Annotated in this window: 9 protein-coding genes; 1 reads left to right on the top strand and 8 read right to left on the bottom strand. The window is 73.8% G+C overall.

What is annotated here, in order from left to right; translation table 11 throughout:
- Nucleotides 1-185, top strand: a 185-nt coding sequence (locus ACJ73U_RS20945; RefSeq protein ID WP_407779358.1) for an aldehyde dehydrogenase family protein, incomplete at its 5' end; no start/stop codon positions are given.
- 31 nt (nt 186-216) lie between these two features.
- On the opposite strand, the gene ACJ73U_RS20940 is transcribed toward ACJ73U_RS20945, so the two are convergent.
- From ACJ73U_RS20940 to ACJ73U_RS20905, 8 genes are all read right to left on the bottom strand, one after another.
- Nucleotides 217-1,992 carry a condensation domain-containing protein gene (locus ACJ73U_RS20940; protein WP_407779357.1) on the bottom strand — a complete coding sequence of 592 codons (1,776 nt, stop codon included), beginning with the start codon at nt 1,990-1,992 and terminating at the stop codon, nt 217-219.
- Nucleotides 1,993-2,000: 8 nt separating this feature from the next.
- Nucleotides 2,001-4,034, bottom strand: a complete 2,034-nt coding sequence (locus ACJ73U_RS20935) for a non-ribosomal peptide synthetase (RefSeq protein ID WP_407779356.1) — start codon at nt 4,032-4,034, stop codon at nt 2,001-2,003.
- A 115-nt stretch (nt 4,035-4,149) separates the two neighbouring features.
- Nucleotides 4,150-5,208 (bottom strand): GntG family PLP-dependent aldolase, encoded by a 1,059-nt coding sequence (locus ACJ73U_RS20930; protein WP_407779355.1) that lies wholly within the window; start codon nt 5,206-5,208, stop codon nt 4,150-4,152.
- Nucleotides 5,189-6,421, bottom strand: a complete 1,233-nt coding sequence (locus tag ACJ73U_RS20925; protein ID WP_407779354.1) for an ATP-grasp domain-containing protein — start codon at nt 6,419-6,421, stop codon at nt 5,189-5,191. Before ACJ73U_RS20925 ends, ACJ73U_RS20930 begins: the two co-directional genes overlap by 20 nt.
- The gene (locus tag ACJ73U_RS20920) at nt 6,418-7,941 is read right to left on the bottom strand and encodes a lyase family protein (RefSeq protein WP_407779353.1); all 1,524 of its coding nucleotides are present in this window, start codon (nt 7,939-7,941) and stop codon (nt 6,418-6,420) included. Before ACJ73U_RS20920 ends, ACJ73U_RS20925 begins: the two co-directional genes overlap by 4 nt.
- Nucleotides 7,938-8,987: a pyridoxal-phosphate dependent enzyme gene (locus tag ACJ73U_RS20915; protein WP_407779352.1), complete on the bottom strand. Its 1,050-nt coding sequence runs from the start codon at nt 8,985-8,987 to the stop codon at nt 7,938-7,940. Before ACJ73U_RS20915 ends, ACJ73U_RS20920 begins: the two co-directional genes overlap by 4 nt.
- Nucleotides 8,984-9,766, bottom strand: a complete 783-nt coding sequence (locus ACJ73U_RS20910; protein WP_407779351.1) for a thioesterase II family protein — start codon at nt 9,764-9,766, stop codon at nt 8,984-8,986. The genes ACJ73U_RS20915 and ACJ73U_RS20910 overlap by 4 nt, the downstream gene beginning before the upstream one ends.
- Nucleotides 9,763-12,723, bottom strand: a 2,961-nt coding sequence (locus ACJ73U_RS20905; protein ID WP_407779350.1) for a serine hydrolase, incomplete at its 5' end; no start/stop codon positions are given. The genes ACJ73U_RS20905 and ACJ73U_RS20910, both read right to left, overlap by 4 nt.

The raw sequence follows: 12,723 nt of genomic DNA, 5'->3' as shown, positions 1-12,723 counted from the left end.
CCAACGACACCGACTACGGCCTCAACGCCTCCGTCTGGGGCGGGGACCTGGACGCGGCGCGGGCCGTGGCCGCGCGCATCGACTCCGGCAACGTCAACATCAACGACATCCTGGCCACCGCGTACGTCGCCAAGGCCACGCCCTTCTCCGGCCTGAAGATGATGCGCACGACACGCATCCGGTAGCGGGCCCGCCTCGACGGCAGCGCCCACCTCCTCAGCGGCCGGTGCCGGCGCTCTGGACCGCGTGCCAGGCGGTGAGGTCGGCCGGGTCGTGTGGTGTCGCTTCGCACAGCACGTAGTGGCGTGGGGCGAGGGCGGTGGGGTGGTCGGGGAGGGCGGCCATGCACCGGGCATGGGCCTGTTCCGGGGTGCGGACGTCGTCGGTCGCGACCAGGTAGGCGACCAGGGGTTGGCCGCCGACGGAGGGGAAGAGGTGGGCTGTCGCCGGCGCGAGTGCGTCGTCGAGGAGGCGCTGTACCTCGGCGAGGTCGACCCAGCAGGAGTCGACCAGGGTCCAGTTCGGTCCGCGGGAGATGGGGGCGAGGTCGATCACCTCGCGAACCTGGCCGGGGGTGAGGTCGCTGTGCGCCGCGGCCACGAGCAGGCGTTCGACGGCGAGCAGCAGCGACTCCATCTCGGCGCGGGGTACCGCGTCGGCGTCCGCGCTCCACAGGTCCAGTCGGACCGCGCCCTCGATCTGGTTGAGGCTGAACCTGACCGACGCCGGGAAGTTCGGCACCGGTCGCCAGCGGAGCTCGGTCTGGCGGAGCGCGGCGCTCACCTGCTCCAGGCGGCGTTCGACGTGTGCGTTGAACGCCGACCAGGACTCGGCCACGAGGCTGTTGAACAACGGCTCGTACGAGAAGCAGAGACCCCGTTCGTGTTCGATCCGCTCGCCGACCGCCACGCGCTCGAACGCGTCGTACCTGCCGTGGCGGCACGCCTCGATGACCGAGGTCCAGGCCTGCTTGACCAGCGCGTCGAAGCTTCCCGTGCGGACGTCGACGGTGGCGACGCAGCCCTGGGCCAGCGTGCCGACATACCGCGACAGGTGGCGTTCGAAGCGGTTGCTCGACAGCAGGGGGAACACCAGCTCCTGGTAGCCGGTGCGCTGCGCGAGCACGGCACAGATCGCGGCGAGGACGATGCTCGACCGGCTGGCCCGGGTGCGTGCCGCCACCCAGCGCACCGCCATCGCGGCGGCCACGGACGACAGCTCCACCGACAGCGACTCGCCGCTCGACTCGCCACCCGGCGCGCTGTAGAGGTGCCGGGGCATCCGCTCCAGCTGGTCCTGCCAGTAACACAGCGTCGCCGCCGCCTGGCGCCGGGCGGCGGGCGTGGCCTCCAGCCCGGCTTGGTCCAGGGGCTGGTGGCGCGGTTCACCGAGGCGCCGCGCGGACCGGTCGCGGACCATCTCGACGAACTCGCCCTTCACGATCTCCAACCCCTGGTGGTCCACCGCCATGTGGGAGAACTCGGCGGCGCAGGCGATGACCCGCCCGTCACCCCGCCTGTCGGCCACGGCCACGGCCACCCGCACCGGGAAGTCCGCCATGCGCGGCGTCCCCTTGGCGCGCAGCCACCGGACGAGCGCCTCGGCGACGGCGGGCCGGTCCGCCGCGCCCCACCGTCCCTCGCCGAGCGAGCAGACGTCGAGCACGAGCACGCCGGTGGCGGGGACCACCTGGCGCGGGCGCGCGCCGTCCACGTACGTGGTGCGCAGCCCCTCGTGCCTGCCGAGCAGTGCGGCGACGATCTCGGCCATGTCCTCGACCGACATCCCGTCGGACACCTCGAGCTCACCGGAGACGGTCGCGAAGACGTGCTTGGGCGCCACGCTCAACCACTGCAGGATGTTGAGCTGGCCGAGGGTCATCGGCCCCTCGGCGGCCCGCCGGCCGGTGAAGCCGACCGGGACCGAGCGCAGCGGCGTCAGCCGCACACGCCGCCGACGCGCGTCGGTTCTGGTGGGTGCACTCGCTTCCATCGTCCCATCTACCTCACCGGGTCGAGGCTGGACAGCCTGCTGTGGTCGATCTTGCCGTTGGGGGTGAGCGGGAACGCGTCGAGCGTGATCACCCGCTCCGGCACCATGTACTCCGGCAGCAGCGCCCGCACGAAGGCACCCAGCTCCTTCGTGGACACCGGGCGCGCGGACTCGAGGTACGCGGTGAGCCGCGGCGTCCCGCGGCGGTCCCGGCACAGGGCCACCACCGCCTGCCGAACCCCCGGATACGCCATGATTCTCGTCTCGATCTCGCCCGGTTCGACCCGGAAGCCACGCACCTTGAGCTGCCGGTCGACCCTCGCGACGAACTCCAGCCGCCCGTCGGGCAGGTACCTGACGACATCGCCGCTGCGATAGACACGGCCCGTGCCGAACGGGTTGGGGATGAACTTCTCGGCGGTGAGTGCCGGGCGGTTCCAGTAACCCCGCGTCACGCCGACGCCCCCGGTCAGACACTCGCCGGGCACCCCGGGTGGCAGGAGGCAGAGCTCGTCGTCGACCACGTACAGCTGGGTGTTCCAGAACGGACGTCCGATCGAGACCGGCGACGCGCTCAGCTCGCCGACCGGCCGGCACTCCATCACACAGGCCACCGATGTCTCGGTGTGGCCGTACTCGTTGGCCACCATCACATGCGGGGCGTGCTCCCGCCAGAACGCCAGCTGCCCGGTGGTGAGCTGCTCGCCGCCGACGACCAGCCAGCGAGCCCCGGCCGCGGCGGTCTCGGTGGCCTCCGACAGGCACTGCGCCAGCAGGGGCAGGTGGCCGGGAGTCAGCTTGACGAACGTGAAGTCGGCGGCGGCGGCCAACCGGTCGGCGAGGCCGACGACGGGATGTTCGTCCTCCGGGACCAGGGTGACCGTGTGGCCGTAGGCCAGCGGCAGGAACAGCCCGGTCACCGTGAGGTCGAAGGACACCGGTGAGTGCACGGGCGCCCCGGTGCCCTCGTGCGCCCGGTATCTCCAGCCGCACCAGGCGAGGTAGTGCACGACGCCGCGGTGCAGTGCCATCACGCCCTTCGGTGTGCCGGTGGAACCGGACGTGTAGATGACGTAGGCCAGGTTGTCCGGTGTGACGGCGCTGCGCGGCCGGTGCGCGGGCAGCCGGCCGATGCGCTCCCGGTCGGTGTCCACCTCGACCACCGTCCACTCGGACCTGGCCGGCACCCGGCCGGCCAGGTCCGAACGGGTGAGCAGCACCGGCGCGGCCGTCTCGGCGGCCATGAACGCCAGCCGGGAGGCGGGATAGGACGGTTCGAGCGGCACGTAGCAGCCGCCTGCCTTGAGCACGCCGAGCAGGCCGATCAGCAGGTCGATCGACCGGTCCAGCAGGACGCACACCGCGACGTCCGGCCCGACCCCGAGCGCGGTCAGGTGGTGGGCCAGCCGGTTCGCCGCCGTGTCCAGCTCGCGGTAGCTGAGCCGGTCGGGGCCACAGGTCACCGCGATCTCGTCCGGGCACCGGTCCGCCTGCCGTTCCAGCAGGTGGTGCAGGCAGTCCTCGGCGAACGCGTGGCTCGTCGCGGTGTCGTTGCGCTCGTGCAGCAGCTCGTGGCGCAGTCGCGGGCCGAGCACGTCGAGGTCGGCGAGCCGTACCGAGGGGTCGGCCGCGACCTGTTCGCCGAGTCGCCGACACCCCTGCGCCAGCGACTCGACCAGGTCCGGGCCGACGACCTCGGGCCGGTAGTCGAACCGGCCGCCGTCCGGTGTGGGGGTGAACAGCAGCGCGTCGTCGGTGCGGGTCGGGCGGGCGGGCGCCTGGTGCACCTGCCGCACGAGTGCGTCGAACCGGACCGCACCCGAGAGCCCGGCGGGCAGTACGAGCGCGGCACCGGGGACCGAGCCGATGACCGTCAGGTCGCGGGGACCCGACCACCGCCCGGCGAGCACCTGGAAGACCGCGAGCAGGACGTCGGCCAGGGTCGCGTCGCAGTCCCGGCCGACGTCGGTGAGCCAGCGTCGCACCCGGTCCGGCAGCGTCACGGCGCGGGACTCGAGGTGCGCCGGCGCGAACGTGCTCATGCCACCACCTCGCCCGCTCCGTGGCACCGGAACGCGCCGCGGGTTCCGCTGCGCGGCCACCCTCCGCGGTCGTGGTGGTGTCCTGGATAGCGATGACTCGCTCCGCGAGCTGCGTTCATGACGACAGTTCCTTCCGCCAGGCGTGTACGACGGCGCCGATGATGTGCACCGCGCGGTCGATGTCGTCGCGGGAGATCTCCCGGTGGGTCACCGCGCGAAGCTGTCCCTTGCCCAGCTCGGCGAGCCGGACACCACGCCGCACGGCCATGGCGATGAGCGTCGCGTGCGGCGGCCCGGGCTCGTCCACCGACCACATGACGATGTTGGTGCGCACCCGAGCCGGGTCGGCGCTGATGCCCTCGATCCCGTTCAGCCCCTCGGCCAGCAGCCGGGCATGCGCGTGGTCCTCGGCCAGCCGGTCGACCATGGTGTCCAGCGCGACGATCCCGGCCGCGGCGATCACGCCGGCCTGGCGCATGCCGCCACCCAGCATCTTGCGCACCCGGCGCACTCGCCCGATGAACTCGGCCTGGCCGGCCACGACCGAGCCGATCGGCGCCGACAACCCCTTGGACAGGCAGAACTGCACCGAGTCGGCGTGCCGCGCCAACTCCCGGGCGGGGACCCGCAGCGCCACCGCGGCGTTGAAGATCCGGGCGCCGTCCATGTGCACCGCCAGCCGGTTGCGCCGGGCGAACTCGGCGATGTCGGCCAGGTCGGGTGGTGCGAGGGGAACGCCGCCGGCCCGGTTCGCGGTGTTCTCCACGCACACCGCGGCGGGCAGCGAGAACTGCGGGTCGTCCCGGTCCGGCGGCAGCGCCGCCGCCAGGTCCGCCAGGCTCGGCCGGCCGAGGTCGTCGACGGCGACCGGGTCCAGCGCGACCCCGCTGCAGACCGAGACGCCGTGTGCCTCGTAGGCGTAGATGTCGGAGTCGCGGCCGACCAGGACCCGGCTGCCCCTCGGGGCGTGTGCGGTGAGCGCGGCCAGGTTGGCCATCGTGCCGCTGGGCATCAGGCACGCGGCCTGCTTGCCCAGCTCCTCCGCCGCCTTCTCCTCGAGCAGCCGCACGGTCGGGTCCTCGCCGTAGACGTCGTCGCCGAGTGGCGCGGTGACCATGGCGTCGAGCATCTCCCTCGTGGGCCGGGTGAAGGTGTCACTGCGTAGTTCGATCACGGCGACCACTCCCGGGTTGTCGGTACTCGATGGCGATCCCCGCGACGGCCCGGTCGGCGATCTCGCCGGCGGTTTCGGCGTCGCCGCTGACCCCGATCACGTAGCCCTTGCGGTCGGTGAAGGAGTTCTCGATGCGGATCGGCAGGCCGGCGGTCACCGCACAGCTCAGCTCGACCACGCCGGGCAGCGCGCGAGCCAGGTCGAGACCGGTCACCTCGCGGACGACACCGGACCGCGACGGCACGAGGAACCGGATCGACGCGTGGCGGTCGACGCCGCCCGCCGGACGGACCGGCCGCCCGGACAGGCCGGCCACCACCTCACCGACCAGGTCCCGCCCGGTGGCGTAGCGGACCAGCCGGGGGATGAGCCCGCCAGCGAGCCGGGGGTTGACCTCGATGACATACATCTCGCCCCTGTCGGAGAGCCGCAGTTCCACGTGCGCCGGACCGGTCACGAGCCCGAGCGCGCGCACCGCGTCGCGAGCCACGGCGGCGAGTCGCTCCGCCACCCGCGCGGCCACCGGGGCGGGGAAGTCGTGCCCGGTCTCCACGAAGTACGGCCGGGCGCCCAGATGCTTGGCGGTGACGCCGGCGACCTCGCCGTCGACGACCTCCGCGGAGTACTCGGGTCCGCTGATCTCGCGCTCCACCAACACCTTGCCGGTGGTGTCGCCGGCCAGCAGACGGCCGGCCCAGTCGGCGGCGGTGTCCGGGTCGGCGCAGGCGCGCACGCCCTCGGAGCCGGACCCGGCCACGGGTTTGACCACCACCGGCACCGCCATGGCCCGGGCGGCCTCGTGTGCCAGCGCGCTGCTCCGGCACACCAGGAAGTCGGGCACCGGCACGGCACGCGCGGAGAGCCACTCCCGTTGGGTCGCCTTGTCCCGGCACCGCGCGACGGCCGCCGCGTCGGGTCCCGGCAGGCCCAGCTCGGCGGCGACCGACGCGGCGGTGTGCATGAAGTACTCGCTGCTGCTGGTGATGCCGGCGAGTCCCGCCGCCAGCAGCCGCCGGCAGACCGCCGTCACCGACGCGGCACTCGCGGTGTCCGTCTCGTGGACGTCCAGGCCCAGCTCGGCGGCGTAGGGATACCGTGCGGGCGAGCGGGCCAGCAGCACCGGCCGCAGCCCGTGCCGCCGGGCCGCCTCCGCGAAGTCCCGGCCGGTGCCGGTGGTGTTGCTCTCCACCAGGACGAACCACGGTCCGGTCATGGGGCACCACCCCAGCGGCGTACCGCGTCGTTCCGCTCGGTCTCGGCCGCCGCCAACCGGTCCGACCACGCGGCCACCGCGCGCGCGTGATCCCGCCAGGCCGCGGCGAGCCGGTCGTGCGCGGCGGCGAACGACCTCGGTCCCGGGCCGCCGCCGAAGTCGGTGGCGGCCAGCACCGCGACCGGGTCGAGGTCCGCGCCGGTCAGCTCCACCCGCGTGCTCACCTCCGCCGACCGGAGCAGGACGCCGAGCCGCTCGCCGGTGGCGTCGATGTCCACTTCGGACGGTGCGCGGACGCCCTCGGTGATCAGCTCGGTGACCAGGCTGCCGACCACGCGGTGGGCGGCGCGGAACGGCACTCCCTGTGCCATCAGGCGGTTCGCGACCGCGGTGGCCACGGTGAACCCCTCGTCGGCGCCGCGCAGCATGGCGTCCTGGCACGGCCGGGCGCCGGCGGCGACGGAGATGGCCAGCTCGGTCAGCTCGGTGAACCGGTCGATGGCGGGCCAGACCGAGGCGACCGCCTCCGTGGTCACCTCGACGGAGTTGCCGAACGGCACGTTCTTGGTGTTCGCCACGGCCGCCGTCCACGCGCCGATGAGCGCGCCGGCGCCGCCCTTGATGTGCTCCAACAGGAACGGGTTGCGTTTCTGCGGCATCGCCGAGCTCGAACCGACCAGGCTGTCCGGGAAGCCGACGAGGCCGAACTCGGGCGTGCTCCACAGCTGCAGGTCGGTGGCCAGGCGCGACAGGGTCAGGCCGGCCAGCACGCAGGCCGACAGCAGCCGGACCGCGGTGTCGCGGGATGCGACCGCGTAACCGGCGTGCCCCACGGGGACGGTGAACCCGAGCAGGGCCGCGGTGCGTGCCGGGTCGATGGCCACGTCCGTGCCCCCACCGCTCGCCGCGCCGAGCGGGCACTGCGCCAGGCCCGCGCACGCCTGGCGCAGGCCCAGGACGTCCCGGTCGAGCGACTCGCCGACGCCGAGCAGGTAGTGGCCGTAGCTGCCCGGCGTGGCGGGCTGGAACTGGCTGTAGACCGGCATCACGACCGTCCGGAACCGCCTGGCGCGGCTGAGCAGCAACGCCTGCAACCGCAGCAACGCACCCAGCGCCGCGATGGCCAGGTCACGCAGGCGCAGGTGGTGCGTCGTCGCCTTGAGGTCGTTGCGGGAGCGCCCGGTGTGCAGGACGCCGCCGACCCGCATGCCCAGCGCCTCGATCAGGTGGTCCTCGTAGAGCAGGTAGACCCCGCGTGGCGCGGGCCGGCCGCGCAGTGGCGCGAACCCGGCCGCGCGCAACCTGTGGATCTCGGTGAGCAACCGGGCCGCCGCGCCCGCGTCGAGCAGCCGCCGCTCGGCGAGCATCACCAGGTGGGCTTCGTCGACCACCGTGATGTGGGGCAGTTCGAGGTCGATGGCGGCGTCGGCGTTCGCGCCGAACACGACCCGGTGCGCCCGCCCGCCGAGCCCTCGGGACAGCCGGCCGGTGCCGGCCCGCGGGGAGTTCACCGCGGTCATCCCGACGCCTCGATGAGATGGCTGCCCGCCGTGACCTCGGCGAGTGACCGTCGCCGCCACGCCAGGCGGCACCAACTCCGGTCCGCCTCGCCCGGTCCGCGCACGGTTCGGGGTGCCGGCGGCGTTTCCCGGCCGTACCCGGCCAGCCAGGCGTCGTCGTAGACCGTGTCGTGGTAGCGGTATCCCTCGTCCGGCAGCACGATCACCGTCAGCGCGTCCGGGTGCGCACCGGCCCACCAGGAACCGACGAGGTAGGACGCGCCGCTGGTCGGCCCCATGAACAGGGCGTGGGCCTGGTGCAGCCGGCGGGTGGCGTGGAACACGTCGGCCTCGGTCACCCAGTGCACCTCGTCGAACTGGGTGTGGTCGAGGTTGCCCGGCCGCAGGCTGTTGCCGAGCCCGCGCAGCACGCGCGGCCCGTCGGGCTGGCCGAACAGCACGCTGCGGTGGGCGTCGATGCCGACCGACACCAGGTCGGGGTTCGACTGGCGGAGGTACCTGGTCGTGCCGCACATCGAACCGCCGGAGCCGACCGGGCCGACGAGGCAGTCGATCTGCCCGAGCCGGTCGGTGAGCAGTTCGGCGACCATCGCGTAGGACGCCGGGTTGTCCGGGTTGGCGTACTGCTCCGGGCAGAACGTGTTCGGCAGCTCGGCCTGGATCTCGGCGAGCCTGGCGAGCCGGGTCGCCTGGTACCCGCCGACGGCCGCCCGGTGGTGCACGATCTCGACCATGGCGCCCAGGTCCGCGAGCTGGCGGTGCAGTCGCGCGTCGATCACCGGGTCGCCGACCAGGACGAGGTCGCGACCGTCGATCGCGCACTGCATGGCAAGGGCGAGACCGAAGGTCCCCGAGGTCGTCTCCACCACCGTGGTGCCGCGATCGAGCCGGCCCGACGCCGCGGCGCGGCGCAGGATGTGCCGCGCCGGCACCATCTTCATCAGCCGGTAGGTGAGCGCGTAGAGGTTGGGCGCCAGCCGGACCAGCGTCGGAATCCGCTGCGTCTCCACCACGTCGGCGAACACCCCGCCGCGGACCGGACTCATCGGCTCGGCTCCGGCGGGTCGAGCAGGGTCTCGGACACCGCGCCGGCCGCGGCGGCCGGGTCGTCGTACAGGTAGTGGTGGCCGCCGGGCAGCAACCGGCACCGGAAGCCCGCGCTGGTCAGCTCGGACCACCGCCGCAGCAGTGCGCCGGGGGCGTTCGGGTCGTGTTCCCCGCCCAGCGCGGTGATCGGGACCTCCAGTGGTGGGCGTGGCGTCCAGCGGTAGGACTCGCAGACGGACAGGTCGGCACGCAGCAGCGGGAGCAGGATCGCCAGCACCTCCTCGTCCCGCAGCAGCTCGCCGGCCAGGCCGCCGTTGCCCGCCAGGTAGTCCCGCAGTTCCTCGTCGGACATCCGGGCGACGTGGGTCGGTCGCGGTTTGAGCGCCATCAGGTGCGCCGGCACGTGGGCGGACACGACCAGATGCGCCGGCGGCCGGCCGGCGGCCGCGAGCGCACACGCGAGGTCGTAGGCGAGCAACGCGCCCATGCTGTGCCCGAACACCGCGTACCGCGCACCGGTCTCGGGCCCGACGGCGTCGACGAGCCGGGCGACCAGCTCGCCGGCCGAGGTCAGGGGATCCTCGACGAACCTGCTCTCCCGTCCGGGAAGCTGCACCGGGACCACCTCCACCCGAGGTGCCAGCCGGGTCGTCCATGACCGGTACCCCGACGCGGCACCGGCCGCGGGCGGCAGGCAGAAGAGCCGGATCTCGGCATCGCCCTGCTTCGCGCGGAACGGGAACCACGGCGAACGGGTCGGCGCGTCGGGCCGTGTCATGCCAGGCCCCTCTCTCGTAGCCGGTAGTGGATGTCCAGGCCGAGCTCGCTGATCAGGTCGGCCAGCATCGGTGCCTCTCCCGCGGTGTTGGCCAGCACCACGAGGCCGGCACCGCTGTTGAGGTCCACCGCGCTGAACGCCTGGTAGCCGTGGCGGTCGCCGGGATGGCCGAACCAGTGCGCGTCGGGTCCGCGGCTGGCGGTGGTGCCGAGGCCGTACTGCCCGTTCGCCGCCGGTGTGACCATGCACGTGGCGAGCTCGCGGGCGAGGAACCCGGTCTCGACGCCGGTCGCCGCGCGGAGAACGGCCAGCTCCAGCGTGGCCAGGTCGCGTGCCGAGGTCCACAGCCCGCTGGACCCGACGTCCGCCGCCACCAGCCAGCCGCCCGGGAACGGCTCGCCGTCCTCGTTGTGCCCGAACGCCACCGCGTCCAGCCTGGACTCGGCGAAGTCGTGCTCGTACCCGCTGTCCGCCAGGCCGAGCGGGTCGATCACCAGCGAGCGCATGACCTCGGGGAACGGCCTGCCGGTGGCGTCGGTGACGACCTGCTCGACCACCGCGAAGCCGGCGCCGGTGTAGCGCCAGCCCGTCCCGGGCGGCCGGTCACGCAGCACGCCGTCGAGTGCCGGCCGCAGGTCCGGGACCGTGCCGCGGGGCTGCCTGACGAGGCGGGTCGACCACAGGCCGGCGGTGTGGCCGAGCAGTTGGCGCAGCGTGACCGGCTCGCCGTCGGGCAGCCGCCAGGAGGTGAGGTACCGGGCCACGTTCTCGTCGAGGTCCAGCAGGCCCTCCTGCACCAGCCGGAGCACGCCGACGGTCGTCAGGTGCTTGCTCGCCGAGCCGATCTGGAACAGCGTGCTCGGCCCGACCGGGCCGCAGTGCTCGCCGCCGGTGACCCCTTCACCCCAGGCCGCCCGCAGCTCGCCGCCGACGATGAGCGCCACGCCCGCACCGGGTACGCGGTGCCGGGCCATCGGCACGATGAGCGCGGGGGCGTGCGGGAACACCCGTTCCGCGAGCCGCCGGCCGAGGTCACCGCCGGGGGCCGCGACACCCTGGCCGCACCGTCCGGCCAGCGCCCGCAGCTCCTCGAGGCAGTCCGCGGCCAGCCGCTCGACGGTCTCGGTGTCGTGCAGCTCGGCCGAGTAGGCCCAGCGGATCCTCGCCCGACCCGCGCTCACCCCGGCGTCGATCGCGAGCAGGTGCGGCCGCGGGCCGCCGCGGGTGCCGGGGATCTCCGTGGTCGCCTCGAACAGCGGAGCCGGGCCCAGATCCAGCCGGCCGAATCCCCGCGCGTGGAAGGTGAACGAGACCTGCGCGCCGGGCTCGTCGCGGTGGCCGGCCGGCCCGTGGCCGATTCCGCGCTGTGGCACGGCCCGCACCTGCTCGCGTACCGCGGTCACCCGGCGGACCGGGTCGTGGGGTCCTGGCAGGTGGATGTGCAGGGGGTGGACCACGCTGAGCCGGCCGACCGTCCGGCTCAGGTCCATGTCGTCGGTCAGCGGCTCCCGGCCGTGGTTCTCCAGGTCCACCACGACGTCCCGGCTACCGGTCCACCGGGCCAGCGCCGCGACCACGGCGGACAGCAGCACCTCGTCCATCCGGGCGCCGAACACGGTGGGCGCGCCGTGCAGCAGCGTCTCGGTCAGTGCGGCCGGTAGCGCCGTCTCGACCACTCGACGTGCGTCCTCGGTAACGCGGGCGTCGGGCCGGTCGACGGGCACCGCGGCCGGTCGCGGCCGTGGTGCCCGCCAGAAGGCGCTCTGTTCGGCGAACATCGTCGTGTCGGCGTACTCGGCCAGCCGTCGCGCCCAGTCCCGGTAGTGCGTGCCGACCGGGGGCAGGGTGATCTGCGCGCCCCGGTCGAGCTGCCGGTAGGCCGTCGCGAGGTCGTCGAGCAGGATCGACCAGGACGTCGGGTCCGCCGCGACCCGGTGCGCCACGACCAGCAGCCGCGCGGGCGGGCCGAGGAACAGCGCGGCACGCAGCAGTGGTCCACGGGACAGGCTCAGGCTCGCCTCGAGCCGGCCGGCCACCGCCTCGGCGGCGCTCTCCGTCTCGGCGGCACTGTCTGTCTCGACCACTCGCAGGACCGGGGCGTCGGTCGGCTCGGCCACGGTCAGCCGTCCACCGCTGTCGGCCGCGGACAGTCGTAGTCGTGGCCCGTCGTGGTGGGCCACCACGGCACGCAGCGCCCGCTCCAGCAGGTCGGGATCGGGTGGGCGCCGCCAGGTCAGCAGCAGCGATGAGGTGTGGCGGTCGAGGTCGGCGGCCGGCTCCACGAACCGCCGCAGGGTGGGCGGCAGCGGGATCTCGCCCGCCGCCGCTTCAGCGGCTCGCACCGGCTCACCCGGGACGACGGCCGCGGCCAGCTCGGCGATGGTCGGGTGCCGCAGCGCCTGGCGCACGGTGACGCCGACACCGGCCTGCTGCGCCAGCCTGACCATCTGGAAGATCAGGACGGAGTTGCCGCCGGCCTCGAAGAAGTCGTCGTGCACACCGATCCGCTCGACGTCGAGCACCCGCGTCCACACCTCGGCGAGCACCCGCTCGGTGTCGCTACGGGCACCGACCTGCCGCTCCGCCGGCTGTTCGCCGTCGGGTCGCGGGCCGGGGACGGCCGGGATCCGCGCGAGGAACTCGCGCAGCGGCGCCCCCGGCGCCTCGACCATGCCGCGCACCACCTGAGCGAACTGGTCGACGAGCCGCGCGCACCCCGCCTCGTCGAACCGCGAACGGTCGTAGCTCACCGTCACCTCGACCCGGTCGTGCTCGGTGAGCTCGACGACCAGCGGCAGGCCGGTCTGCCCGAACGACGCCGGCACGGCCCGCAGCTCGATCCGACCGGCGGCCGTGGTGTCCCCCGAGCGGAAGTTCTCGTAGCTGAAGAGGTTGTCGAACAGCGGCGTGCCGGCCGGCACCGGTGACCACCGCTGGATGTCGGCCAGCGCGCAGTG

It is taken from the genome of Actinophytocola sp., assembly GCF_045807065.1.
Classification (GTDB): Bacteria; Actinomycetota; Actinomycetes; order Mycobacteriales; family Pseudonocardiaceae; genus Actinophytocola.
Note: the sequence above shows the minus strand (reverse complement) of the source record. Positions and strands in the feature narration are given on the sequence as shown.

What these genes read in the sequence shown, in the direction of transcription:
- ACJ73U_RS20940 (WP_407779357.1), bottom strand. Translation starts at nt 1,992, where the DNA reads ATGGAAGCGAGTGCACCCACCAGAACCGACGCGCGTCGGCGGCGTGTG.
- ACJ73U_RS20935 (WP_407779356.1), bottom strand. Translation starts at nt 4,034, where the DNA reads ATGAGCACGTTCGCGCCGGCGCACCTCGAGTCCCGCGCCGTGACGCTG.
- ACJ73U_RS20925 (WP_407779354.1), bottom strand. Translation starts at nt 6,421, where the DNA reads ATGACCGGACCGTGGTTCGTCCTGGTGGAGAGCAACACCACCGGCACC.
- ACJ73U_RS20920 (WP_407779353.1), bottom strand. Translation starts at nt 7,941, where the DNA reads ATGACCGCGGTGAACTCCCCGCGGGCCGGCACCGGCCGGCTGTCCCGA.
- ACJ73U_RS20915 (WP_407779352.1), bottom strand. Translation starts at nt 8,987, where the DNA reads ATGAGTCCGGTCCGCGGCGGGGTGTTCGCCGACGTGGTGGAGACGCAG.
- ACJ73U_RS20910 (WP_407779351.1), bottom strand. Translation starts at nt 9,766, where the DNA reads ATGACACGGCCCGACGCGCCGACCCGTTCGCCGTGGTTCCCGTTCCGC.